The sequence below is a fragment of the Enterobacter sp. N18-03635 genome (assembly GCF_004006055.1).
Classification (GTDB): domain Bacteria; phylum Pseudomonadota; class Gammaproteobacteria; order Enterobacterales; family Enterobacteriaceae; genus Enterobacter; species Enterobacter vonholyi.
Genome location: NZ_CP034769.1, coordinates 2,767,562 through 2,792,482, shown reverse-complemented (window position 1 = coordinate 2,792,482; position 24,921 = coordinate 2,767,562). Strand labels below are relative to the sequence as shown.

At 56.5% G+C, this 24,921-nt stretch carries 25 protein-coding genes; 15 read left to right on the top strand and 10 right to left on the bottom strand.

What is annotated here, in order from left to right; translation table 11 throughout:
* The first annotated feature begins 9 nt into the window (after positions 1 to 9).
* Positions 10 to 570 carry a VOC family protein gene (locus ELK40_RS14050; protein ID WP_127731458.1) on the top strand — a complete coding sequence of 187 codons (561 nt, stop codon included), beginning with the start codon at positions 10 to 12 and terminating at the stop codon, positions 568 to 570.
* A 77-nt stretch (positions 571 to 647) separates the two neighbouring features.
* A complete protein-coding gene (cutC, locus tag ELK40_RS14045) occupies positions 648 to 1,391 on the top strand; it encodes a copper homeostasis protein CutC (protein WP_115875693.1) in 744 nt (247 codons plus the stop codon).
* Positions 1,392 to 1,596: 205 nt separating this feature from the next.
* On the opposite strand, the gene cmoB is transcribed toward cutC, so the two are convergent.
* From cmoB to ELK40_RS14020, 5 genes are read right to left on the bottom strand one after another with little or no spacing between them, the layout of a single operon-like run.
* A complete protein-coding gene (gene cmoB, locus ELK40_RS14040) occupies positions 1,597 to 2,568 on the bottom strand; it encodes a tRNA 5-methoxyuridine(34)/uridine 5-oxyacetic acid(34) synthase CmoB (RefSeq protein ID WP_111964822.1) in 972 nt (323 codons plus the stop codon).
* Complete coding sequence (gene cmoA, locus ELK40_RS14035; RefSeq protein ID WP_111964821.1) at positions 2,565 to 3,308, bottom strand: carboxy-S-adenosyl-L-methionine synthase CmoA; 744 nt, start codon at positions 3,306 to 3,308, stop codon at positions 2,565 to 2,567. The genes cmoB and cmoA overlap by 4 nt, the downstream gene beginning before the upstream one ends.
* Before the next feature lie 40 nt (positions 3,309 to 3,348).
* Positions 3,349 to 3,744, bottom strand: coding sequence for an MAPEG family protein (locus ELK40_RS14030; RefSeq protein ID WP_021240443.1), 396 nt, complete (start codon positions 3,742 to 3,744; stop codon positions 3,349 to 3,351).
* Between the two features lie 51 nt (positions 3,745 to 3,795).
* Positions 3,796 to 4,614 (bottom strand): DUF72 domain-containing protein, encoded by an 819-nt coding sequence (locus ELK40_RS14025; protein ID WP_127731456.1) that lies wholly within the window; start codon positions 4,612 to 4,614, stop codon positions 3,796 to 3,798.
* A complete protein-coding gene (locus ELK40_RS14020) occupies positions 4,611 to 5,177 on the bottom strand; it encodes a hydrolase (protein ID WP_127731454.1) in 567 nt (188 codons plus the stop codon). Before ELK40_RS14020 ends, ELK40_RS14025 begins: the two co-directional genes overlap by 4 nt.
* A 263-nt stretch (positions 5,178 to 5,440) precedes the next feature.
* On the opposite strand from ELK40_RS14020, the gene aspS reads away from it, so the two are divergent.
* The 6 genes from aspS (at position 5,441) to ruvB (ending at position 10,695) form a co-directional block, all read left to right on the top strand.
* Entirely contained in the window at positions 5,441 to 7,213 is a 1,773-nt protein-coding gene (gene aspS, locus ELK40_RS14015; RefSeq protein WP_111964818.1) for an aspartate--tRNA ligase, read from the top strand.
* A gap of 1 nt (position 7,214) precedes the next feature.
* Entirely contained in the window at positions 7,215 to 7,658 is a 444-nt protein-coding gene (nudB, locus tag ELK40_RS14010) for a dihydroneopterin triphosphate diphosphatase (RefSeq protein ID WP_008500446.1), read from the top strand.
* Between the two features lie 27 nt (positions 7,659 to 7,685).
* On the top strand, positions 7,686 to 8,426 hold the full coding sequence (locus ELK40_RS14005; RefSeq protein ID WP_008500447.1) for a YebC/PmpR family DNA-binding transcriptional regulator: 741 nt from the start codon (positions 7,686 to 7,688) through the stop codon (positions 8,424 to 8,426).
* A 34-nt stretch (positions 8,427 to 8,460) separates the two neighbouring features.
* Positions 8,461 to 8,982 carry a crossover junction endodeoxyribonuclease RuvC gene (gene ruvC, locus ELK40_RS14000; protein WP_003859749.1) on the top strand — a complete coding sequence of 174 codons (522 nt, stop codon included), beginning with the start codon at positions 8,461 to 8,463 and terminating at the stop codon, positions 8,980 to 8,982.
* A gap of 79 nt (positions 8,983 to 9,061) precedes the next feature.
* Positions 9,062 to 9,676: a Holliday junction branch migration protein RuvA gene (gene ruvA / locus ELK40_RS13995; protein ID WP_023617042.1), complete on the top strand. Its 615-nt coding sequence runs from the start codon at positions 9,062 to 9,064 to the stop codon at positions 9,674 to 9,676.
* 8 nt (positions 9,677 to 9,684) lie between these two features.
* Entirely contained in the window at positions 9,685 to 10,695 is a 1,011-nt protein-coding gene (ruvB, locus tag ELK40_RS13990; protein ID WP_008500449.1) for a Holliday junction branch migration DNA helicase RuvB, read from the top strand.
* A gap of 59 nt (positions 10,696 to 10,754) precedes the next feature.
* Here ruvB and znuB read toward each other — a convergent pair whose 3' ends face one another.
* On the bottom strand, positions 10,755 to 11,540 hold the full coding sequence (znuB, locus tag ELK40_RS13985) for a zinc ABC transporter permease subunit ZnuB (protein WP_127731452.1): 786 nt from the start codon (positions 11,538 to 11,540) through the stop codon (positions 10,755 to 10,757).
* Positions 11,537 to 12,292 carry a zinc ABC transporter ATP-binding protein ZnuC gene (gene znuC / locus ELK40_RS13980; RefSeq protein ID WP_023312233.1) on the bottom strand — a complete coding sequence of 252 codons (756 nt, stop codon included), beginning with the start codon at positions 12,290 to 12,292 and terminating at the stop codon, positions 11,537 to 11,539. Before znuC ends, znuB begins: the two co-directional genes overlap by 4 nt.
* Positions 12,293 to 12,369: 77 nt before the next feature.
* Between znuC and znuA the strand changes: the two genes are divergently transcribed.
* From znuA to lpxM, 3 genes are all read left to right on the top strand, one after another.
* Positions 12,370 to 13,314 carry a zinc ABC transporter substrate-binding protein ZnuA gene (gene znuA, locus ELK40_RS13975; RefSeq protein ID WP_127732807.1) on the top strand — a complete coding sequence of 315 codons (945 nt, stop codon included), beginning with the start codon at positions 12,370 to 12,372 and terminating at the stop codon, positions 13,312 to 13,314.
* Between the two features lie 15 nt (positions 13,315 to 13,329).
* A complete protein-coding gene (mepM, locus tag ELK40_RS13970) occupies positions 13,330 to 14,649 on the top strand; it encodes a murein DD-endopeptidase MepM (protein ID WP_045326742.1) in 1,320 nt (439 codons plus the stop codon).
* Positions 14,650 to 14,770: 121 nt separating this feature from the next.
* Positions 14,771 to 15,742, top strand: a complete 972-nt coding sequence (lpxM, locus tag ELK40_RS13965) for a lauroyl-Kdo(2)-lipid IV(A) myristoyltransferase (protein ID WP_127731450.1) — start codon at positions 14,771 to 14,773, stop codon at positions 15,740 to 15,742.
* A 45-nt stretch (positions 15,743 to 15,787) separates the two neighbouring features.
* Here lpxM and pyk read toward each other — a convergent pair whose 3' ends face one another.
* Together pyk and ELK40_RS13955 are read right to left on the bottom strand one after the other, a co-directional pair.
* Positions 15,788 to 17,230, bottom strand: coding sequence for a pyruvate kinase (gene pyk, locus ELK40_RS13960; protein ID WP_008500455.1), 1,443 nt, complete (start codon positions 17,228 to 17,230; stop codon positions 15,788 to 15,790).
* A 140-nt stretch (positions 17,231 to 17,370) separates the two neighbouring features.
* Positions 17,371 to 18,240 (bottom strand): MurR/RpiR family transcriptional regulator, encoded by an 870-nt coding sequence (locus ELK40_RS13955; RefSeq protein ID WP_115875687.1) that lies wholly within the window; start codon positions 18,238 to 18,240, stop codon positions 17,371 to 17,373.
* 356 nt (positions 18,241 to 18,596) lie between these two features.
* Here ELK40_RS13955 and zwf point away from each other — a divergent pair, with 356 nt between their 5' ends.
* The 3 genes from zwf to kdgA all read left to right on the top strand — a co-directional run bounded on the left by zwf (position 18,597) and on the right by kdgA (position 22,798).
* The gene (gene zwf, locus ELK40_RS13950; RefSeq protein WP_127731448.1) at positions 18,597 to 20,072 is read left to right on the top strand and encodes a glucose-6-phosphate dehydrogenase; all 1,476 of its coding nucleotides are present in this window, start codon (positions 18,597 to 18,599) and stop codon (positions 20,070 to 20,072) included.
* 233 nt (positions 20,073 to 20,305) lie between these two features.
* Positions 20,306 to 22,117, top strand: coding sequence for a phosphogluconate dehydratase (gene edd, locus ELK40_RS13945; RefSeq protein ID WP_115875686.1), 1,812 nt, complete (start codon positions 20,306 to 20,308; stop codon positions 22,115 to 22,117).
* 39 nt (positions 22,118 to 22,156) lie between these two features.
* A complete protein-coding gene (gene kdgA, locus ELK40_RS13940; protein ID WP_127731446.1) occupies positions 22,157 to 22,798 on the top strand; it encodes a bifunctional 4-hydroxy-2-oxoglutarate aldolase/2-dehydro-3-deoxy-phosphogluconate aldolase in 642 nt (213 codons plus the stop codon).
* 41 nt (positions 22,799 to 22,839) lie between these two features.
* Here the strand turns inward: kdgA and purT are convergent, their stop codons facing one another.
* On the bottom strand, positions 22,840 to 24,018 hold the full coding sequence (gene purT / locus ELK40_RS13935; protein ID WP_127731444.1) for a formate-dependent phosphoribosylglycinamide formyltransferase: 1,179 nt from the start codon (positions 24,016 to 24,018) through the stop codon (positions 22,840 to 22,842).
* Between the two features lie 171 nt (positions 24,019 to 24,189).
* Between purT and ELK40_RS13930 the strand changes: the two genes are divergently transcribed.
* A complete protein-coding gene (locus tag ELK40_RS13930) occupies positions 24,190 to 24,837 on the top strand; it encodes a DUF533 domain-containing protein (protein ID WP_111964812.1) in 648 nt (215 codons plus the stop codon).
* Positions 24,838 to 24,921 lie beyond the last annotated feature (84 nt).

The following is a 24,921-nucleotide window of genomic DNA, read 5'->3' as shown; positions in this document are numbered from 1 at the left end:
GAATGACTTATGGCGAACTGGCAATCCATTGACGAACTGCATGATATTTCCGCAGATTTACCGCGCTTCACCCAGGCGTTCACAGAACTTGCCACCCGTCTGGGTTTGGATATTGCGCCGCTTGAGGCCGATCATATCTCTTTGCGCTGTCATCAGAATGCCACCGCCGAGCGCTGGCGTCGTGGGTTCGAACAGTGCGGCGAGTTACTGTCCGAGAATATCATTAATGGCCGCCCCATTTGCCTGTTCAAACTGCATGAGCCGGTGAACGTGGCGCACTGGCAGTTCAGCGTGGTTGAACTGCCGTGGCCGGGCGAGAAACGCTATCCGCACGAAGGCTGGGAACATATCGAGATTGTCCTGCCGGGTGAGCCGGAGACGTTAAACGCGCGCGCGCTGGCCCTGTTAGCGGACGAAGGCTTAAGCCAGCCGGGAATTTTTGTGAAGACCAGTTCTCCCAAAGGCGAGCGCGAGCGGTTACCTAACCCGACGCTGGCCGTTACTGACGGACAGGTTACGGTGAAGTTTCATCCGTGGACCATTGAGCAGATCGTTGCCAGTGAAGCATAAGAGATGTGAGTTCACGCCGGGACCGAAAACGAACGGCGTGTCATGATGTTTCGCTTAGTGGAATTCAGGAGGATTAAATGGCGCTGCTGGAGATTTGTTGTTACAGCGTGGAGTGTGCCGTGACCGCGCAAAAGCACGGGGCTGACCGCATTGAACTGTGCGCGGCACCCAAGGAGGGCGGGTTGACGCCGTCTTACGGCGTGTTGAAGTCAGCCCGTCAGGCCGTCACTATTCCCGTTCACCCAATTATTCGTCCGCGCGGCGGTGATTTTTGTTACACGGCGGGCGAGTTCAGTGCCATGCTTGATGATATCGCCCTCGTTCGGGACCTGGGGTTTCCAGGGCTGGTGACCGGGCTGCTGGATGAAGACGGCAATATCGATATACCGCGTATGCGTCAGATAATGAGCGCCGCGCAGGGGATGTCCGTCACTTTTCATCGCGCATTTGATATGTGCAAAGATCCGCTTCATGCCTTTGAAACGCTTGGAGAACTTGGCGTGGCGCGCATCCTGACATCGGGTCAGCAGGCGTCAGCTGAAAAAGGACTGCAATTAATTACGGAACTAAAAGCACATTCTGGTGTTCCAATAATAATGGCGGGTGCGGGAGTCCGCGCCAGCAATCTGGAACGGTTTTTAAACGCCGGGGTAGAAGAGCTGCACAGCTCCGCGGGGAAATGGATACCTTCGCCCATGCGTTATCGCAATACAGGATTGTCAATGTCGACGGATGCTGAAGCGGATGAGTATTCACGCTATGGCGTAGAGGGAGAGTCGGTTGCGGAAATGAAGTCGCTGATTGAGCGCCATCACGTGTAGCAACGTACCGATTTTTACCGCGCATCATGTCGCCCAATATGATGCTTGCTTGTACCAGGCCCCTGCCAATTACACAGGGGCCTTTTTTTCTCCTTCATATTTCAAGCCGCAGCTGCGTTGGCCGCCTTGCTGCAACTTGAACTATTTCGGAGAAAACGTGCTACGAGTAGGCCGGGTAAGGCGCAGCCGCCACCCGACTAAAAGACTACGGCTTAGTCGCTATTAACACCGCACGCATCGGGGCCGGATAGCCTTCGATGGTTTTGCTGTGATCGGTTGGGTCGAGGAATTGCTCCAGCGATTCGGTGATCATCCAGTCGGTGCGGCGCTGCTCTTCGATTGAGGTCACGCTGACATCGGCAATCCGCACATCCACAAACCCGCATTTCTCCAGCCAGTTCTTTAGCGCCAGCGCGGAAGGGATGAAGTAAACGTTGCGCATCTGCGCGTAACGATCGCCCGGCACCAGAACGGCGTGTTCATCGCCTTCAATCACCAGCGTTTCGAGCACCAGCTCGCCGCCGCTGACCAGCTGATCTTTCAATTGCCACAGGTGTTCAAGCGGGGAACGACGGTGATAAAGCACGCCCATGGAGAACACGGTATCAAACGCTTTCAGAGCTGGCAGCTGCTCAATGCCCAGCGGCAGCAGGTGCGCGCGCTGATCGTTACCCAGCAGCTTACGTACCGCTTCAAACTGGCACAGGAACAGCTGCATCGGGTCAATACCTACCGCCAGATGCGCGCCCGCGCCAATCATGCGCCACATGTGGTAACCGCTGCCGCAGCCCACGTCCAGAATGGTGCGCCCGGTCAGGTCGGAAAGGTGGGGCAGAACGCGATCCCATTTCCAGTCAGAGCGCCATTCGGTATTGATGTTCACGCCGTAAAGTGAAAACGGCCCTTTGCGCCACGGCATCAGGTTACGCATCAGCGTTTCGATGCGGTTGATCTGACCTGGCGGAAGCGGTTCTTCACTCTCTGCGGTGACGCTGTGCAGAAGATCCAGACGATGCGGGGTCAGTTCGGGCAGAAACTCCACTGCATTTGACCACTGCTTTAACAGGCCGTGCTGCTGGTCCCGCTGCCAGGCGGCAATCTGCGCGGGCAAGGTTTCCAGCCAGTGGGAGAGCTGATTTTTGGCAATCAGCTGATAGAAGTTACTGAACTCGATCATGCCGGTTTCCCCGCTTTCAGCGCCACCAGCGAACCAAAGTTAAAGCACTGGAACCACAGTTCGCTGTGCTCAAAACCGGCTTTGCTCAGACGCGCTTTATGGGTTTCTACGGAATCCGTCAGCATCACGTTTTCGAGCATGCTGCGCTTCTGGCTGATCTCCAGCTCGCTGTAGCCGTTCGCCCGTTTGAAATCGTGGTGCATATTGAACAGCAGCTCGCCAACCTCGGCATCTTCGAAGCTGAATTTCTCCGAGAGCACCAGCGCGCCGCCAGGATTCAGCCCCTGATAAATTTTGTCCAGCAGCAGCTGGCGGTCTTCCGGTACCAGGAACTGAAGCGTGAAATTCAGCACCACCATCGACGCGTTATTGATCTCAATCTCGCGGATATCACCTTCCACCACGTCTACCGGAACAGGAGCTTTGTACGCGTCAATATGGCGACGGCAGCGCTCAACCATGGCCGGGGAGTTATCGACGGCAATAATGCGGCAGCCTTCGTGGTGAACGTTACGACGAACCGACAGCGTTGCCGCGCCGAGCGAGCAGCCCAGGTCATAGACCTGCGTGCCGGGTTGAACGAAGCGCTCAGCCAGCATGCCGATCATAGAGATAATATTGGAATAACCGGGAACAGAGCGCTGGATCATATCCGGGAAGACTTCGGCTACCCGTTCATCGAAGGTCCAGTCGCCCAGGCTGGCGATAGGCGCGGAAAAAAGCGTGTCGCGATCTGACATAACGTAAAAATCCGGGAAAAATAAAGTGGCGTATTGTGCGCTAATGGAGGGAGAAAACCAACTCCCACGGCATATACCACAGGTTAGCCAGCACCATCAGCAAAAGTGAACACCAGGTTGCACTCATGCCGGAACGACGCCAGCGGATTAAGCGATGGTGAAAGCCGTAATAATGCATCAGGCGGCCAGCGATAAGCAGCAGGCCACAGATGTGCACCATCCAGGTTTCTGCGCCATTCATCTCCATAAACAGCAGCAGGATTAAGGCTGCAGGGATGTATTCGACCGCGTTGCCATGAATGCGGATAGCGCTTTGTAGCTCTGAAAACCCGCCGTCACCGTAGGAGACGCGGTAGAGCGTTCTGAGGCGCACAACATCAAATGAAAACTTAATCAGCAGTAATGCACCTAACACCGCATACAGCGCGCTGACCATACAAACTCCCTGTTTTTGGCAGATGGCACTTCACTATGATAGGGGGTGATATCAGAAAAGAGAAGATTGTTGTGGGATGGAAGGGGCGCTTCCCACGGACGGCACCGCAGCCTGCAAGGCCTGCCATAGAGCATCGACCAGTTCGGGGGCCTGGGCAATATCCGGCGTGTGCAAAAAGAGATACGGCGTGGTGGTGTGTTCCCACGCTGCCAGTTTTTCCAGCCAGACGGTGAACAGCGCCTGGTTTTGCTGCATGTTATCGCTGCCGATAAACCTGACCATTGGGTTCTGTGCGGTCACGATGGCGTGGACCGGCACTTTCGGTTTTTTACGCTGAGCTTCAACGATGGCTTCGCTATGCGGGATAGCGCTGTGCACCGGACGGCTGTCGAGGATCACCCGGTTAACGGAACGCTCAAGCAGGCCGCGATTGAGCGCTTTTTCCGCTTCGCCCTTAGCAAAAAACTCAGGATGCCTGACTTCAACGCCGTAGGTAAACTCCCGGGGCAGGGCGTCCAGAAACGTCCACAGCGCGGGCAGGTCGCGCGGGCCAAAGACGGCCGGAAGCTGCAGCCAGTACTGGCCGATGCGGTTTGCCAGAGGCGCCATCCGGGCAAAGAATTCGTCAGTCAACTCACCACAGTTTCGCAGCGCGGCCTGGTGAGAAATGGTCGCCGGAAACTTAAAGCAGAATCGGAAGTCATCGGTCGTTTGTTCCCGCCAGCGTGCAACAATCTCGGCTTTCGGAAGCGCATACAGGGTGGTGTTACCCTCGACACAGTTGAAGTGCCGGGCATATTCCTCAAGGCTGGTGATGCCAAGGCGCACCCATTTCGGGTGCGACCACTGGGGTAAACCGACATACATCATAGCGCGCTGACAATCTCATCCGTGCTGCGCACGCGGCCGATGCGCGGGAAGATGTGGGTCATGCTGCCCTGATGCTGTTCCGCGGAGGCCGCGCTGCAGGCATCTTCAGCGATCACCAGGTTAAAGCCCAGCTCCCACGCGTTGCGGGCGGTAGACTCCACGCCGATATTAGTGGAAATACCGCACAGGATGAGGGTGTCGATGCCGCGACGGCGGAGCTGCAGCTCAAGATCGGTGCCGTAGAATGCGCCCCACTGACGTTTGGTCACTTCAATATCGCTGTCGCGTTTACCCAGTGAGGCCGGATACGTCCACCAGTTTTCCGGCAGGGCGCGTGCAGGAGCCTGGGCATCAACGGGCTGTTTTAACGCTTCGGCGTAATCAGCAGACCAGCCGACGCGAACCATGACAACAGGCGCTCCGCTGGCTCGGCATTTTTCCGCCAGGCGGGCGGCGCGGCTGACTACATCGTCCGCGGTATGCGGACCGCCGGCGAAGGGCAAAATGCCTTCCTGTAAATCAATGACTACAAGCGCGGTTTTACTGGCATCAAGTGTTAACATCGTTACTCCCGTTAAATGAATCACTTCCGGACACCATACGACGTGATGGCCTGTTCCTGGGCGCATAATTTTGTTAATTTTTGTGAGAATGCGCAATAAGAGTGCAGCAAACGACCGCCAGGCCGTGGTTCGCTCTTATCGTCCGGCGGAATTTCCAGTATAATAGCCGCCTTTTTTCATCCAGTTGTGACATACAGAAAGCTGCGACATAGTAGCCTGCATACCAGGCGACATTTAGCCTGCGGCTAATTAAGGGATATCTCATGCGTACAGAATATTGCGGGCAGCTGCGTCAGTCCCACGTCGGACAGCAGGTAACCCTGTGTGGTTGGGTCAATCGTCGTCGTGATCTTGGTAGCCTTATCTTCATCGATATGCGCGACCGCGAAGGTATCGTTCAGGTGTTCTTCGATCCGGATCGCGCTGATGCGTTGAAGCTGGCCTCTGAGCTGCGTAATGAGTTCTGCATTCAGGTCACCGGCACCGTGCGTGCGCGTGACGAGAAAAACGTTAACGCCGACATGGCGACGGGTGCCATTGAAGTGCTGGCGTCCGATCTGACGATCATTAACCGTGCTGAAGCGCTGCCGCTGGACTCCAACCACGTCAACACTGAAGAAGCGCGTCTGAAATACCGCTACCTGGATCTGCGTCGTCCGGAGATGGCTCAGCGCCTGAAAACCCGTGCGAAAATCACCAGCCTGGTGCGTCGCTTTATGGATGACCACGGTTTCCTCGATATCGAAACCCCGATGCTGACCAAAGCCACGCCGGAAGGCGCGCGCGATTACCTGGTGCCATCCCGCGTCCATAAAGGCAAATTCTACGCGCTGCCGCAGTCTCCACAGCTGTTCAAACAGCTGCTGATGATGTCCGGCTTCGATCGCTACTATCAGATCGTGAAATGCTTCCGCGACGAAGACCTACGTGCTGACCGCCAGCCTGAATTTACCCAGATCGATGTGGAAACCTCCTTCATGACCGCTGAGCAGGTGCGTGAAGTGATGGAAGCCCTGGTGCGTAGCCTGTGGAACGACGTTAAAGGCGTTGAGCTGGGCGATTTCCCAATCATGACCTTCGCGGAAGCCGAGCGTCGTTATGGCTCTGACAAACCAGACCTGCGTAACCCGATGGAGCTGGTGGACGTTGCAGACCTGGTGAAAGCCGTTGAGTTTGCCGTCTTCTCCGGCCCGGCTAACGATCCGAAAGGCCGTGTGGCGGCCCTGCGCGTACCGGGTGGTGCAGCACTGAGCCGTAAGCAGATCGACGATTACGGCAACTTCATCAAGATCTACGGCGCTAAAGGTCTGGCCTATATTAAAGTGACCGAGCGTGCGAAAGGTCTGGAAGGTATCACCAGCCCGGTCGCGAAATTCCTGAACGCTGACATCGTGGAAGCGATCCTTGAGCGCACCGGCGCGCAGGACGGCGACATGATCTTCTTCGGCGCAGATAACAAGAAAGTTGTTGCGGATGCGATGGGCGCGCTGCGTCTGAAGCTCGGCAAAGACCTGAACCTGACCGACGAGAGCAAATGGGCGCCGCTGTGGGTTATCGACTTCCCAATGTTTGAAGACGACGGTGAAGGCGGCCTGACCGCGATGCACCACCCATTCACCTCGCCAAAAGAGATGACGGCGGCAGAGCTGAAAGCGGCACCGGAAGAGGCCGTCGCCAACGCCTACGATATGGTCATTAACGGCTACGAAGTGGGCGGCGGTTCCGTGCGTATTCACAGCGGTGAAATGCAGCAGACCGTGTTCGGCATCCTGGGCATCAACGAGCAGGAGCAGCGCGAGAAATTCGGCTTCCTGCTGGACGCGCTGAAATACGGTACGCCTCCGCACGCGGGTCTGGCCTTTGGTCTTGACCGTCTGACCATGCTGCTGACCGGCACCGATAACATCCGTGATGTTATCGCCTTCCCGAAAACCACTGCCGCAGCGTGTCTGATGACCGAAGCGCCAAGCTTTGCCAACCCGGCCGCACTGGCTGAGCTGGGCATTGAGGTGGTGAAGAAGGAAGAGAAAAACTGATATGACATATAAGCTCCCCGTTTCGGTCCTGGTGGTCATTTATGCAGAAGACACGAAGCGGGTGCTGATGTTGCAGCGGCGCGATGACCCTGAATTCTGGCAGTCGGTTACCGGCAGTCTGGAAGAGGGGGAGACCGCGCCGCAGGCCGCCGCGCGTGAAGTAAAGGAAGAGGTCGCCATTGACGTTGCCCGCGAGCAACTGACCCTGAAGGACTGTCAGCGCACGGTGGAGTTCGAAATTTTTAGCCATTTACGTCATCGCTACGCGCCGGGTACCGAGCGCAATACGGAATCGTGGTTCTGTCTCGCGCTCCCCCATGAACGGGAGATCGTGTTTACCGAACACCTGACCTACCGCTGGGTGAATGCGGCGGATGCCGCCGCGCTGACCAAGTCGTGGAGCAACCGGCAGGCGATTGAAGAATTTGTAATTAACGCTGCCTGAAAAGGCGCGCTCTTTGAGGATATTTTTATGGCAGGTCATAGTAAGTGGGCCAACACCAAACACCGCAAAGCGGCACAGGATGCCAAGCGCGGTAAGATCTTTACCAAAATCATTCGCGAGCTGGTGACGGCAGCGCGTCTGGGCGGCGGCGACCCGGCGTCTAACCCGCGTCTGCGCGCGGCGGTAGATAAAGCGCTGTCTAACAACATGACGCGTGACACCCTGAACCGTGCAATCGCACGTGGCGTGGGCGGTGACGAAGACGCGAACATGGAAACCATCATTTATGAAGGTTACGGTCCTGGCGGTACGGCGGTGATGGTTGAGTGCCTGTCCGACAACCGTAACCGTACCGTTGCGGAAGTGCGCCACGCGTTCACCAAAACCGGTGGCAACCTGGGCACTGACGGTTCCGTTGCGTACCTGTTCAGCAAAAAAGGCGTCATCTCTTTCGAGAAAGGCGACGAAGATGCGATCATGGAAGCGGCGCTGGAAGCCGGTGCGGAAGACGTAGTGACCTTCGACGACGGTGCTATCGACGTTTACACAGCGTGGGAAGAGATGGGTGCCGTGCGCGACGCGCTGGAAGCGGCAGGCCTGAAAGCGGACAACGCTGAAGTCTCCATGATCCCGTCCACCAAAGCGGACATGGATGCGGAAACCGCACCAAAACTGCTGCGTCTGATCGACATGCTCGAAGACTGTGACGACGTGCAGGAAGTGTACCACAACGGTGAAATCTCTGATGAGGTTGCAGCGACTCTCTGATGAGAGCGCGTAAATCCGTTACAGGAGACGCGTGATGTCGATTATTCTCGGGATTGACCCAGGCTCACGCGTCACCGGTTATGGCGTTATCCGTCAGGTGGGACGCCAGTTAACCTACCTGGGCAGTGGCTGTATCCGCACCAAAGTTGACGATCTGCCGTCGCGCCTGAAGCTCATTTATGCGGGCGTATCGGAGATCATCACCCAGTTTCAGCCGGACTATTTCGCCATCGAGCAGGTCTTCATGGCGAAAAACGCCGATTCGGCGCTGAAGCTCGGCCAGGCGCGTGGCGTTGCCATTGTCGCTGCCGTGAACCAGGATTTGCCGGTATTTGAATACGCGGCGCGTCAGGTTAAGCAGACGGTGGTGGGTATTGGTAGCGCGGAGAAAAGTCAGGTGCAGCACATGGTGCGTACCCTGCTGAAGCTGCCTGCTAACCCGCAGGCCGATGCCGCGGATGCGCTGGCGATTGCGATTACCCACTGTCACGTGAGCCAGAACGCGATGCAAATGAGCGAGTCACGGCTCAATCTGGCGCGAGGCAGGTTACGATAATGACAAATCAGGCTGGATGTTTATCCAGCCTTTTTTTATTATGTCGGCAGTTAATTTCTTCAGAACGCAGGAGCGTCACGTGATAGGCAGACTCAGAGGCATCATCATTGAAAAACAACCCCCGTTAGTGCTGCTGGAAGTGGGTGGCGTGGGCTATGAAGTCCATATGCCGATGACCTGCTTCTACGAGCTGCCGGACGCGGGCAAAGAGGCGATTGTCTTTACTCAGTTTGTGGTGCGTGAAGATGCCCAGCTGCTGTACGGCTTCAACAACAAGCAGGAACGCACGCTGTTCCGCGAGCTGATTAAAACCAACGGCGTCGGGCCGAAGCTGGCGCTGGCGATCTTATCCGGCATGTCTGCACCACAGTTTGTGAATGCTGTTGAGCGCGAAGATCCTGCGGCGCTGATTAAGCTTCCGGGCATCGGTAAGAAAACGGCAGAGCGTCTGATTGTCGAGATGAAAGACCGCTTTAAAGGCCTGCATGGCGATCTCTTCACGCCGGCGGCCGATCTGGTACTGACCTCTCCAGGTGCGCCTGCGACGGATGATGATGCCGAGCAGGAAGCGGTTGCCGCGCTGGTGGCGCTGGGCTATAAACCTCAGGAGGCCAGCCGTATGGTGAGCAAAATTGCCAAACCGGACGCCAGCAGTGAAACCCTGATTCGTGAAGCGCTGCGCGCTGCATTGTGAGGTAAAGGATGATTGAAGCAGACCGCCTGGTTTCGGCAGGCACTGTTCAGGCAGAGGATGTGGTGGATCGCGCGATTCGCCCAAAACTGCTTGATGAGTACATTGGCCAGCCGCAGGTTCGTTCCCAGATGGAGATTTTCATCCAGGCGGCAAAGCTGCGCGGCGATGCGCTCGATCACCTGCTGATTTTTGGCCCTCCCGGTTTAGGCAAAACCACGCTGGCGAATATCGTCGCCAATGAGATGGGCGTTAACCTGCGCACCACCTCCGGCCCGGTGCTGGAGAAGGCGGGCGATCTCGCTGCGATGCTGACCAACCTCGAACCGCATGACGTGCTGTTTATCGATGAGATCCACCGTCTCTCACCGGTGGTAGAAGAGGTGCTCTATCCGGCGATGGAAGATTACCAGCTGGATATCATGATCGGCGAAGGTCCGGCCGCGCGCTCCATCAAAATCGATCTGCCGCCGTTTACCCTGATTGGCGCAACGACGCGAGCCGGGTCGTTGACCTCCCCACTGCGCGACCGTTTCGGGATCGTGCAGCGTCTGGAATTTTATCAGGTGGCCGATCTCCAGCACATCGTTGGCCGCAGCGCCCGCTATATGGGGCTGGAAATGAGCGAAGAGGGCGCGTTTGAAGTGGCGAAGCGTTCCCGCGGTACGCCGCGTATCGCCAACCGCCTGCTGCGCCGCGTGCGTGACTTTGCTGAGGTGAAGCACAACGGTTCGATTTCCGCCGAGATTGCCGCCCAGGCGCTGGACATGCTGAACGTCGATGCCGAAGGTTTTGACTACATGGACCGCAAGCTGCTGCTGGCGGTGCTGGACAAGTTCTTCGGTGGCCCGGTCGGGCTGGATAATCTGGCGGCGGCAATCGGGGAAGAGCGTGAGACGATTGAAGATGTGCTGGAGCCGTATCTGATTCAGCAGGGTTTCCTGCAGCGCACCCCGCGTGGACGTATGGCAACGGTGCGGGCGTGGAATCATTTCGGCATTACGCCACCGGCGATGCCGTAATCCTTAATTCCCTCTCCCGGTGGGAGAGGGGCAGGGTGAGGGCATCAGTGCCCTCCATATTAATTTGCGGTCTTTTTCATCATACTGAAAATAAATAACACCGCAGCACTCAGCACCACGGACGGCCCAGCAGGCGTGTCATAGAACGCCGAGAAGGTGAGTCCACCCGTTACCGCAATCATCCCGACGATCACGGCTACGCCGGCCATCTGCTCAGGCGTACGGGCAAAACGACGCGCCGTAGCGGCAGGGATGATCAGCAGGGACGTAATAATCAGCGCGCCGACAAACTTCATCGCTACGCCAATGGTTAACGCCGTCACCAGCATCAGCAGCAGCTTAACGCGCTGCAGCTTCACGCCGTCGACAAACGCCAGATCCGGGCTGACGGTCATGGCCAGTAAATGCCGCCACTGCCAGAGCAGAATAGCGAGCACCACCAGCACGCCAATGGCTATAGCGATGAGATCCTCCGGCGTCACGGCCAGCAGGTCACCGAAGAGGTAGGCCATCAGATCCACGCGGATGTTCGACATCAGGCTGACCACCACCAGGCCCAGCGACAGGGCACTGTGCGCCATGATGCCAAGCAGGGTATCGATGGCGAGGTGAGGGCGCTTCTCCAGCCAGACCAGACCGGCCGCCAGCAGCAGCGTGACCACAATCACCGCGTAGAACGGGTTGACGTTCAGCAGCAGGCCAAAAGCCACGCCCAGCAGGGACGCATGCGCCAGGGTATCACCGAAGTAAGACATTCTGCGCCATACCACAAACGAGCCGAGCGGGCCCGCGGCGCAGGCAAGCATAATCCCGGCCAGCCAGCCGGGCAGTAACAGTTCAATCATGAGTGTCCATTTCCCCGACGCAGTACGATTCGTCCCTGCAAATCATGGCGATGATTATGATGATGGCGATAAATGCCAAGCTGCTCGGCGCCGCGAGGGCCAAACATAGAGATGAATTCCGGATGCATGGAGACGACTTCAGGCGTACCTGAGCAGCAGATATGATGGTTGAGGCACAGCACTTCGTCGGTTTTTGCCATTACCAGATGGAGATCGTGTGACACCATCAGCACTGCGCAATCAAGCTCTCGACGTAGCTGGTCGATCAAATCATAAAGCGCAACCTGACCATTCACATCCACACCCTGAGTCGGCTCATCCAGTACCAGAAGCTGCGGGCTGCTCAGCAGCGCGCGGGCAAGTAAAACACGCTGAGTTTCACCGCCGGACAGTTTTTGCAGCGGCGCATCGACAAGATGGCCCGCCTGCACGCGTTTCAGTGCCGGGAGAATATCGGCTTTACGCGTGCCGGGGCGCAGACGCAGGAAACGGCTGACCGTCAGCGGCAGCGTGGCGTCGAGATGAAGTTTTTGCGGCACATAGCCAATACGCAATTTTTCCTCACGCTTAATCACGCCTTCATCGGGTGCGACTAAACCCAGCACCACGCGTACCAGGGTGGATTTACCTGCGCCATTGGGGCCGAGAAGCGTCAGAATTTTGCCGGGCTTCAGATCGAGCGACACGTCAGAGAGGACGCGGCGCTGGCCAAATGAGACCGAAATATTTTCAAGAGAAACCAATGTCGTCATGTCATTTTAAGCTTGAAGAAGTCAACGAATGTTATAATATCACATTCCACGCATTCACTACGATGATTAGTCGCATTATGTTACATAAAAATACGCTTCTTTTCGCAGCATTATCTGCTGCCCTTTGGGGGACAACCGCACAAGATGTTAACGCTGCGGTTGTCGCTTCGCTTAAGCCACTTGGATTCATCGCGTCAGCCATTGCAGACGGCGTAACGGAGACCCAGGTTCTGCTCCCTGATGGTGCATCTGAGCATGACTATTCCCTGCGCCCGTCAGATGTAAAACGCTTGCAAAACGCGGACTTAGTCGTCTGGATTGGTCCTGAAATGGAAGCGTTCATGCAGAAGTCAGCAAAACAGGTGGCGGGTGAAAAACAGGTCGCGATTGCCGACCTCCCCGGCGTGAAACCGTTGCTCATGAAAGGGGCGGATGACGACGGCGACGAACATGACCACCATGCTGCAGACGGTGAAAAAGGTGATGGAGATCACCATCACGGCGAGTACAACATGCATCTTTGGTTATCCCCAGAGATAGCGCGGCTTTCAGCGGTTGCAATCCATGACAAATTAGTGGAACTTATGCCGCAAAGTCGAGCCAAACTAGACGCCAACCTGAAGGATTTTGAGGCACAATTAGCCGCAACCGATAAGCAGGTGGGTAATGAGCTCGCACCGTTGAAAGGAAAAGGGTATTTCGTTTTTCATGACGCCTACGGCTATTACGAAAAACACTACGGTTTGACCCCGCTGGGCCACTTCACCGTCAACCCTGAAATTCAGCCTGGTGCGCAGCGTTTACATGAAATCAGAACACAGCTGGTTGAGCAGAAAGCGACATGCGTTTTTGCTGAGCCACAGTTCAGGCCAGCGGTCGTAGAAGCCGTGGCCAGGGGAACATCCGTGCGCATGGGAACCCTTGACCCGCTAGGTACGAATATCCAGTTGAGCAAAGCGAGCTATTCGCAGTTCCTCAGCCAACTGGCGAACCAGTATGCGAGCTGCCTGAAAGGAGAATAACGAGGAAGTGAATACGTGCAACAGATAGCCCGCTCTGTCGCCCTGGCATTTAACAATCTGCCTCGACCCCACCGCGTTATGCTGGGGTCGCTTACAGTACTCACCTTAGCGGTCGCCGTCTGGCGGCCCTATGTGTACCACCCGAGTTCTGCCCCTATTATCAAAACCATTGAGCTTGAAAAGAGCGAAATCCGTTCTTTGCTGCCTGAAGCCAGTGAGCCTATCGACCAGGCGGCACAGGAAGATGAAGCTATCCCGCAGGATGAACTGGACGATAAAACCGAGAACGAAGCGGGTATCCACGAATATGTAGTGTCTACCGGTGACACGCTGAGCAGCGTGCTGAACCAGTACGGCATCGACATGGGCAATATCAGCCAGCTGGCGGCTGCGGATAAAGATCTTCGTAATCTGAAAATCGGACAGCAGCTCTCCTGGACATTAACGGCGGATGGCGATCTCCAGCGTCTGACCTGGGAAATGTCCCGCCGCGAAACCCGCACCTACGATCGCACTGCAAACGGTTTCAAGATGACCAGCGAAATGCAAAAGGGCGACTGGGTTAACAGCGTTCTGAAAGGCACCGTGGGCGCGAGCTTTGTCTCCAGCGCGCGCGATGCAGGGTTGACCAGCGCTGAAATCAGTTCGGTGATCAAAGCCATGCAGTGGCAGATGGATTTCCGCAAGCTGAAGAAGGGCGATGAGTTCTCCGTCCTGATGTCACGCGAGATGCTGGACGGCAAGCGCGAGCAAAGCCAGCTGCTGGGCGTCCGACTGCGCTCTGAGGGTAAAGATTATTACGCGATTCGTGCCGAAGACGGTAAGTTCTACGATCGCAGCGGTACGGGCCTTGCGAAAGGCTTCCTGCGCTTCCCGACGGCAAAACAGTTCCGCGTCTCCTCTAACTTTAACCCGCGTCGTCTGAACCCGGTAACCGGGCGCGTCGCGCCGCACCGTGGCGTTGACTTTGCCATGCCGCAGGGTACGCCGGTACTGGCGGTAGGGGATGGCGAAGTGGTGGTGGCCAAGCGTAGCGGTGCCGCCGGATATTATGTCGCGGTACGTCATGGTCGTACTTATACGACCCGCTACATGCACCTGCGCAAGCTGCTGGTCAAACCGGGCCAGAAGGTGAAGCGTGGTGACCGTATCGCGATTTCCGGCAATACCGGACGCTCTACCGGCCCGCATCTGCACTATGAAGTGTGGATCAACCAACAGGCAGTGAACCCGCTGACGGCGAAACTGCCGCGCACCGAAGGCCTGACAGGTAAAGATCGTACTGATTATCTGGCGCAGGTGAAAGAGGTGATACCGCAGCTGAGCTTGAACTAAGCCCTCTGTTTTTGTTAAAAAAGCCGGCGCACACTGACGCCGGCTTTTTCTTTTGTGCGGGGACGACTGCCTCGCTACACTATCTGAATAAAATTTTGCGTCATCAGACCCTGGATCCAGCATGGAAACCAAAAAAAACAATATTGAATACATTCCTGAGTTTGAAAAATCCTTCCGCCATCCGCGCAACTGGGGCGCCTGGCTTGGTGTTTACGCCTTTGCGGGGATGGCGTTGCTGCCGGCTTCCGTCCGAGACCCGGTTCTGGGGAAAATTGGCCGTCTGGCCGGGCGTTTAGGCAAGAGCGCTCGCCGCCGCGCGCAGATTAACCTCTACTACTGTTTTCCTGAGAAAAGCGACGCCGAACGTGAGGTAATTATTGATGAGATGTATACCACTGCCCCGCAGGCAATGGCGATGATGGCGGAACTGGCGCTGAAAGGGCCGGATAAAATCGTCGATCGCGTTGACTGGAAAGGGCTGGACATCATCGAGGAGATGCGCCGCAATGACGAGAAAGTGATTTTCCTTGTCCCCCACGGCTGGGGCGTTGATATTCCGGCGATGCTCATGGCGTCTCAGGGCCAGAAAATGGCGGCAATGTTCCATAACCAGGGAAATAAAATCTACGATTTTGTCTGGAACACGGTGCGTCGTCGTTTTGGCGGACGTTTGCATGCGCGTAACGATGGCATTAAGCCCTTCATTCAGTCGGTACGTCAGGGGTACTGGGGCTACTATCTCCCGGATCAGGACCACGGCCCAGAGCACAGCGAGTTTGTCGATTTCTTTGCGACCTATAAAGCGACGCTTCCCGCGATTGGTCGACTGATGAAAGTCTGTCGTGCCCGCGTGATCCCGCTATTCCCGGTCTATGACGGCAAAACGCATCGCCTGAGTATTGAGGTCCGTCCGCCGATGGACGATCTGCTCACCGCGGACGACCACACCATCGCGCGTCGAATGAACGAAGAGGTGGAGATCCTGGTGGGGCCGCATGCCGAACAGTACACGTGGATTTTGAAGCTGCTTAAAACGCGTAAACCGGGTGAAACAGAGCCCTACAAACGCAAAGAGCTTTATCCGAGGAAATAAAAAAAGCCCTCTCCAGACGGAGAGGGCTTTTTAACACAAACGTTATTACTCGACGGTCATAACGCGCGTGGTGTTGGTTGAGCCGATGGTGCTCATCACATCGCCCTGGGTCACGATGACGATATCACCGGACACCAGATAGCCTTTGTCGCGCAGCAGGTTTACGGCATCGTGCGCTGCAGCTACGCCGTCATTGGTGCTGTCGAAGTGAACCGGCGTCACGCCGCGGTACAGCGCCGTCAGGTTCAGGGTACGTTCGTGACGGGACATGGCGAAAATTGGCAGGCCAGAGCTGATACGAGAGGTCATTAGCGCTGTGCGGCCAGATTCGGTCATGGTGATGATCGCGGTAACGCCCTTCAGGTGGTTTGCCGCGTACATCGCAGACATCGCAATCGCTTCTTCCACGTTGTCGAACTGCACGTCCAGACGATGTTTAGAGACGTTGATGCTTGGGATCTTTTCAGCGCCCAGGCAGACGCGCGCCATGGCGGCCACGGTTTCTGCCGGATACTGGCCCGCAGCGGTTTCCGCAGAGAGCATCACCGCATCCGTACCGTCCAGCACGGCGTTGGCCACGTCCATGACTTCCGCACGGGTTGGCATTGGGTTGGTGATCATCGATTCCATCATCTGAGTGGCGGTGATCACCGCGCGGTTCAGCTGACGTGCGCGACGAATCAGCGCTTTCTGGATACCGACCAGCTCAGGGTCGCCGATTTCCACGCCCAGGTCACCACGCGCAACCATGACAACGTCAGAGGCGAGGATCACATCGTCCATGGCATCCTGATCGCAAACGGCCTCCGCGCGTTCAACTTTAGCGACGATTTTAGCATCGCAGCCTGCATCACGTGCCAGGCGACGCGCATAGTTCAGATCTTCGCCGCAGCGCGGGAAGGAGACGGCCAGGTAGTCAACGCCGATCAGCGCGGCAGTTACGATGTCCGCTTTGTCTTTATCGGTAAGCGCTTCTGCTGAGAGGCCGCCACCCAGTTTGTTGATGCCTTTATTGTTGGAGAGCGGGCCGCCAACGGTGACTTCGGTGAACACTTTCATGCCCTGAACTTCCAGCACCTTCAGCTGTACGCGACCGTCGTCGAGCAGCAGTATATCGCCAGGCACCACGTCAGCCGGCAGGCCTTTATAGTCGATACCAACTTTCTCTTTATCGCCTTCGCCTTTGCCCAGGTTGGCATCAAGCAGGAATTTGTCGCCGATATTGAGGAAAACTTTACCCTCTTTAAAGGTCGATACACGGATTTTTGGACCCTGCAAATCGCCGAGGATAGCAACGTGGCGGCCCAGTTTTGCTGCAATTTCACGCACTTTATCGGCACGTAATTTATGGTCTTCTGGCGTACCGTGAGAGAAGTTCATACGCACCACGTTGGCACCGGCGGCGATAATTTTTTCGAGATTATTATCGCGATCGGTGGCCGGGCCTAAGGTGGTTACGATCTTGGTTCTGCGAAGCCTTCTGGACATGTAATACTCCGTTGACTGAAACAACTTTGGTGTTGCGTGAACATTGAATCGGCCTTCATCTGCTGCAAGGCAGCGGCGAGGGGACCGAATGCCGTAAATCGTTACATCGTCATTATTCGTGACGTATTCGTTATCAACTATCAGGGAACATCGCTCTTTATAAGCAATTCTTTATCAAAACGCGATTCCTTCAGCGCTTCCTTGACCCGCTTCAAGTTATCCCGGAATTTTGCCCCGCGACGTAGGGTAAAACCGGTCGCAAGCACGTCAATCACGGTGAGCTGGGCCAGTCGGGAGACCATCGGCATATAAATGTCTGTGTCTTCCGGCACGTCGAGGGTTATTGCCAGCGTTGCCTCACGCGCCAGCGGCGTGCCGGCTGTAGTGAGGGCAATCACCATGGCATCGTTTTCACGGGCCAGCTGCGCCAGCTCTACCTGACTTTTGGTGCGGCCGGTATGCGAAATCAGTACCACGACGTCATCTTCACTGCAATTCATACAGCTCATGCGTTGCAGCACAATGTCATCGGAATAAATAACCGGAACGTTAAAGCGGAAAAATTTATTCATGGCGTCATGCGCGACGGCCGCCGACGACCCGAGCCCAAAGAACGCAATTCGCTTGGCCTGGGTGAGTAAATCCACCGCGCGATTCACGGAGCTCATGTCCAGAGACTGACGGACGTGGTCAAGCGAAGCCATGGCCGACTCAAAAATTTTCGTGGTATAGGCATCAACGCTGTCGTCTTCATCCACATTACGATTAACATAAGGGGTGCCGTTAGCCAGACTTTGTGCCAGATGCAGTTTAAAATCAGGAAAGCCGCGCGTTTCCAGACTGCGGCAAAAGCGATTGACCGTGGGTTCGCTAACACCCGCTTCCTGTGCCAGAGCGGCGATGCTTGAATGAATCGCCTGAGCGGGGGAGGCCATAATGACCTCGGCCACTTTACGCTCGGATTTGCTAAGGTGTTCCAGTTGAAACTGGATTTTTTCCAGCATGTTCATGTTAACAGGACGCTCATGGGTGTAAACGATTTCATAAATTGATGAAATCGAGATTCGATTTAGCCGATATTACCCTTGTGGCTTCCATTAAGGGTAACAATCGACAAGATAATGTTGTTGTTTTTTTTCATTACTTGATCGGTGTCGGGTTTTGCTATGACCCTGTTGCGCAAAGAAACGACGGTTGTTGCGTCATTAAACCGTCGAAATCATCCGAAGGGTGAAAAATCGCGGTATCGCACGCGACGATAAGCGCTAATGGTTTCGGGAATGACGTAAAAGCAGTACAGTGCATTGTAATAAAATTACAACGATACCTGGCAGAAGCACCAGGTGATCCAACTGAGGAGAATGACATGGCGGTAACGCAAACAGCCCAGGCATGTGACCTGGTCATTTTCGGCGCGAAAGGCGATCTTGCACGCCGAAAATTGCTGCCTTCCCTGTATCAACTGGAGAAAGCGGGCCAAATTCATCCGGATAGCCGTATCCTGGGTGTAGGGCGCGCCGACTGGGACAAGGACGCTTATACCAAAGTCGTCCGCGAGGCGCTCGAAACTTTCATGAAAGAAAAAATTGATGAAAGTTTGTGGGATACCCTGAGTGGACGCCTCGATTTCTGCAACCTGGACGTGAATGACGTCAGCGCATTCGCCCGCCTGGGCGCGATGCTGGATCAGAAAAACCGTGTCACCATTAACTATTTCGCCATGCCGCCAAGCACCTTCGGCGCCATTTGCAAAGGTCTGGGGGAAGCCAAACTGAACGCCAAACCGGCGCGCGTCGTGATGGAGAAGCCGCTGGGTACGTCGCTGGCAACCTCGCGCGAAATCAACGACCAGGTGGGCGAGTTCTTTGAAGAATGCCAGGTCTACCGTATCGACCACTACCTCGGTAAAGAGACGGTTCTGAACCTGCTGGCGCTGCGTTTCGCTAACTCCCTGTTTGTGAATAACTGGGACAACCGCACTATCGATCACGTGGAAATCACCGTGGCGGAAGAGGTGGGGATTGAAGGCCGCTGGGGTTACTTTGACCAGGCCGGTCAGATGCGCGACATGATCCAGAACCACCTGCTGCAGATTCTGTGCATGATTGCCATGTCTCCTCCGTCTGACCTGACGGCTGACAGCATCCGCGACGCCAAAGTGAAAGTGCTGAAGTCGCTGCGCCGCATCGACCGCTCCAACGTGCGCGAGAAGACCGTTCGCGGCCAGTACACCGCCGGGTTTGCGCAAGGCAAAAAAGTGCCAGGCTACCTGGAAGAAGAGGGCGCGAACAAGTCCAGCAACACCGAGACGTTCGTGGCGATCCGCGTGGATATCGACGACTGGCGTTGGGCGGGTGTTCCGTTCTACCTGCGCACCGGTAAGCGTCTGCCGGCCAAATGTTCCGAAGTGGTTGTCTACTTTAAAAACCCGGAACTGAACCTGTTCAAAGAGTCCTGGCAGGAACTGCCGCAGAACAAACTGACCATTCGTCTGCAGCCGGACGAGGGCGTGGATATCCAGATCCTGAACAAAGTGCCGGGCCTGGATCATAAACACAACCTGCAGACCACCAAGCTGGATCTGAGCTATTCCGAAACTTTCAACCAGACGCACCTGGCCGATGCTTACGAGCGTCTGCTGCTGGAAACAATGCGCGGTATTCAGGCGCTGTTCGTGCGCCGCGATGAAGTGGAAGAAGCATGGAAATGGGTCGACTCCATCACCGAAGCCTGGGCTGCCGATCAGGATGCGCCAAAACCGTATCAGGCGGGCACCTGGGGACCTGTCGCGTCGGTGGCGATGATCACCCGCGATGGCCGCTCCTGGAACGAGTTTGAGTAAGATAATCCGCTAGCCCGAAAGTGTTATTTTACCGGTAACATGATCTAACACAGCTAGTGGCACAATTTTCAACTTTTAAGCTCCGCGTGGATTCACCCGCGGAGCTTTTTTTATTACACTGCCGGAAGTGATTTTGCCCCTGAGCTCCGGACAGCAAGCGTTTCAGCGTTGTTAACAACTGCCAGCGACTTTGTAAACTCCCGAGCCCGGACAGATAAATGAGAGGAGCTTTTATGAATCCGACATTGTTACGCGTAACACAGCGCATTATTGAGCGCTCGAAAGAGACCCGTTCGGCCTACCTCGCCCGAATTGAGCAGGCAAAGAGCAACACCGTCCACCGCTCCCAGCTGGCCTGCGGTAACCTGGCGCACGGCTTCGCCGCCTGCCAGCCTGACGATAAAGCGTCGCTGAAAAGCATGTTGCGTAACAATATCGCCATCATTACCGCCTATAACGATATGCTCTCCGCGCACCAGCCCTATGAGGTTTACCCGGATATCATCCGTAAAGCGCTGCACAGCGTGAATGCGGTGGGCCAGGTCGCGGGTGGGGTACCCGCCATGTGCGACGGCGTAACGCAGGGTCAGGACGGTATGGAGCTCTCCCTGCTGAGCCGCGAAGTGATTGCCATGTCCGCGGCGGTGGGTCTGTCACACAACATGTTTGATGGCGCGCTCTATCTCGGCGTGTGCGACAAGATTGTCCCGGGTCTGGTGATGGCGGCGCTGTCGTTTGGGCATCTGCCTGCTATCTTCGTGCCGTCCGGTCCAATGGCAAGCGGCCTGCCGAACAAAGAAAAAGTGCGTATCCGCCAGCTGTACGCGGAAGGGAAAGCAGACCGTCAGGCGCTGCTGGAGGCGGAAGCCGCGTCCTATCATGCGCCGGGGACCTGTACGTTCTACGGTACGGCTAACACTAACCAGATGGTGGTGGAGTTTATGGGGATGCAGCTTCCGGGCTCGTCCTTTATCCAGCCGGATGCGCCGCTGCGCAAGGCGCTGACCGAGGCCGCGGCCCGTCAGGTCACGCGTCTGACCGGAAACGGCAATGAATGGATGCCGATGGGTAAAATGGTCGATGAAAAAGTCATCGTCAACGGGATTGTCGCGCTGCTGGCAACCGGGGGGTCAACCAACCACACCATGCACCTGGTGGCTATGGCGCGTGCGGCGGGCATTCTGATTAACTGGGATGACTTCTCCGAGATCTCTTCCGTGGTGCCGCTGATGGCACGCCTGTACCCGAATGGCCCGGCGGACATCAACCACTTCCAGGCCGCTGGCGGCGTACCGCTGCTGATGCGCGAGCTGCTGAAGGGCGGTCTGCTGCATGAAGACGTGAATACCGTGGCTGGCTTTGGCCTGCAGCGCTACACCCAGGAGCCGTGGCTGAACAACGGCGAGCTGGACTGGCGTGATGGGGCGAGCGCGTCTCTTGATGCGCAGGTTATCGCCACTATCGACAAACCGTTCTCTCCTCACGGTGGCACCAAAGTGCTGAGCGGTAACCTCGGTCGCGCGGTGATGAAAACCTCTGCCGTACCGGAAGAGAACCAGATTATCGAAGCGCCGGCGGTGGTGTTTGAAAGCCAGCACGATGTATTACCTGCCTTTGACGCCGGCCTGCTTGATAAAGACTGCGTGGTGGTGGTGCGTCACCAGGGGCCTAAAGCTAACGGGATGCCAGAATTACATAAACTTATGCCACCACTTGGTGTATTATTGGACCGCCGTTTCAAAATTGCGTTAGTAACCGATGGACGCCTCTCAGGGGCATCCGGTAAAGTGCCTTCAGCCATCCACGTGACGCCTGAAGCTTACGACGGCGGTTTACTGGCGAAAGTGCGTGACGGTGACACGATCCGCGTGAACGGTCAGACAGGTGAGTTAACCCTGCTGGTCGATGACGCCGAGCTGGCGGCACGTCAGCCCCATATTCCTGACCTGAGCGCATCGCGCGTGGGGACCGGACGCGAAATGTTCAGCGCGCTGCGTGAGAAACTCTCCGGTGCGGAGCAGGGCGCTACCTGTATTACGTTTTAAGACGACTTGATTTTAACGATCTGGCGAGAGAAAACTCTGATGAAAAACTGGAAAACAAGTGCAGAATCAATCCTGACCACTGGCCCTGTCGTGCCGGTTATCGTGGTAAACAAGCTGGAGCACGCTGTACCGATGGCGAAAGCGCTGGTTGCGGGTGGCGTTCGCGTTCTGGAAGTGACCCTGCGCACCGCCTGCGCGATGGATGCCATTCGCGCGATTGCCAAAGAAGTGCCGGACGCCATCATCGGTGCGGGTACCGTGACGAACGCAAAACAGCTGGCTGAAGTGACCGAAGCGGGCGCACAGTTTGCCATTAGCCCGGGGCTGACCGAGTCGCTGCTGAAAGCCGCGACCGAAGGCACTATTCCACTGATCCCGGGTATCAGCACCGTCTCCGAACTGATGCTGGGCATGGACTACGGTCTAAAAGAGTTTAAATTCTTCCCGGCTGAAGCGAACGGCGGCACCAAAGCGCTGCAGGCGATTGCGGGTCCATTCTCTCAGGTACGCTTCTGCCCGACGGGCGGCATCTCTCCTGCCAACTACCGTGACTACCTGGCACTGAAAAGCGTCCTGTGCATCGGTGGCTCATGGCTGGTTCCGGCGGATGCGCTGGAAGTGGGCGACTGGGATCGCATCACCAAACTGGCTCGCGAAGCGGTAGAAGGCGCGAAGCAGTAAGTCTCTCGTCGCATGAAAAACGGGCCTTTCGGCCCGTTTTTTTATCCCGTTACCTTAACGCTTGCTGCGGCCGCTTTGGCTCTCGCCACGGCGTCGTCAACGTTATCCCCGGTGGCTAACGCCACGCCAAGACGCCGGGTTCCATCAATCTCCGGCTTGCCGAACAAACGTACCTGCAACCCGGCACCCACCGCCCCGTCGACGTTATCAAACGTGACGTTCTGGCTGGTTAGTTGCGGCAGGATCACCGCCGAGGCGGCCGGGCCGTACTGACGGATACCCCCGACGGGCAGGCCGAGGAAGGCACGCACGTGCAGAGCGAATTCGGAGAGATCCTGCGAAATCAGCGTCACCATGCCGGTGTCATGCGGGCGAGGGGAGACTTCGCTGAAAATCACCTCATCACCGCACACAAACAGCTCGACGCCGAACAGGCCATAGCCGCCCAGCGCCAGGACGGTTTTACGGGCGATCTCCTGAGCACGTTCCAGCGCCAGGGCGCTCATCTGCTGCGGCTGCCAGGATTCGCGATAATCGCCATCTTCCTGGCGGTGGCCAATCGGGTCGCAGAAATGGACGCCGTCAACGGCGCTGACGGTCAGCAGGGTGATCTCGAAATCAAACTTCACGACGCCTTCGACGATGACGCGACCGGCGCCGGCGCGGCCGCCCTGCTGGGCGTACTCCCACGCCTTCTCGAGCGTGCTGCTGTCGCGAATAAAGCTCTGTCCTTTACCGGAGGAGCTCATCACCGGCTTAACGATGCACGGGTAACCAATCTCGTCTACAGCCTGCAGGAATGCCGCCTTATCGCCAGCAAAACGATAGCTCGACGTGGGCAATCCCAGCTCTTCTGCCGCCAGGCGACGAATGCCTTCGCGGTTCATGGTCAGCTTTGCGGCTTTCGCGCAGGGCACCACGCGCTGGCCTTCCTGCTCAAGCGCGATCAGCGTATCGGTGGCAATGGCTTCAATTTCCGGCACGACAAAATCAGGTTTCTCGCGCGTAATCAGCTCGCGAAGGGCATCGCCATCCAGCATGTTAATCACATAAGCACGATGGGCGACGTGCATGGCTGGGGCGTCGGCGTAACGGTCCACGGCAATCACTTCCACGCCTAAACGCTGGCACTCAATGGCGACTTCTTTCCCCAGCTCGCCCGATCCCAACAGCATCACTCGCGTCGCCGCAGGTCGCAGCGCGGTTCCTAAACGAATCATAACAATCCCCCTGAAAAAGTTGCGGGCAGTATAAACGAAAACGTTTGCGTCTGTCTTGTACACGGCCAGGTGAGGGGAGAAGAAATTTGCGCTTCTTTAGCCCGTCCAGACATTTCCTGACGCCTGCTCGCTTACGCTGTGGATCATGTTCACCGTTAAGTGAGGGAAATCATGTCTGGCTGGCTAAATCAATTGCAATCCCTGTTAGGGCAGAAAACATCGTCTGGCGAGCGGGACCTGAGCAAACTGCTGGTACCCGGGGCGCTCGGCGGGCTGGCAGGCCTGCTGGTCGCGAATAAATCCTCGCGCAAGCTGCTGGCAAAGTACGGGACAGGCGCACTGCTGGCCGGTGGGGGCGCCATTGCGGGTACCGTCCTGTGGAACAAATACAAGGACAGGGTTAGGACCGCGCACAGCGATGAACCGCATTACGGCGAGCACACCTCGCCGCTGGATCTGCGTACCGAACGGCTGATCCTGGCGCTGGTCTTTGCCGCGAAAAGTGACGGACATATCGACGATAAGGAACGACTGGCGATCGAGCAGCAGCTGCGTGAAGCCGGCGTTGAAGAGAAGGGCAGAACGCTGGTGGCGCAGGCCATCGAACAGCCTCTGGAGCCGCAGCGTCTGGCACAAAGCGTGAAAAATGAGGAAGAGGCGCTTGAACTCTATTTCCTCAGCTGTGCCGCCATCGATATCGATCACTTTATGGAGCGGAGCTACCTTAACGCCCTGGGCGATGCGTTAAAGATCCCACAAGACGTGCGCGAAGGCATTGAGCGGGATATCCGGGAACAAAAACAGGCGTTACAGGGATAGTTCTCGCCGTTGCGACCCTGTTTCGCTTGCATCATGCGTGGGTTTTGCCAACCTTATAGGGTGTAAAACGAAAAAGAATGATGA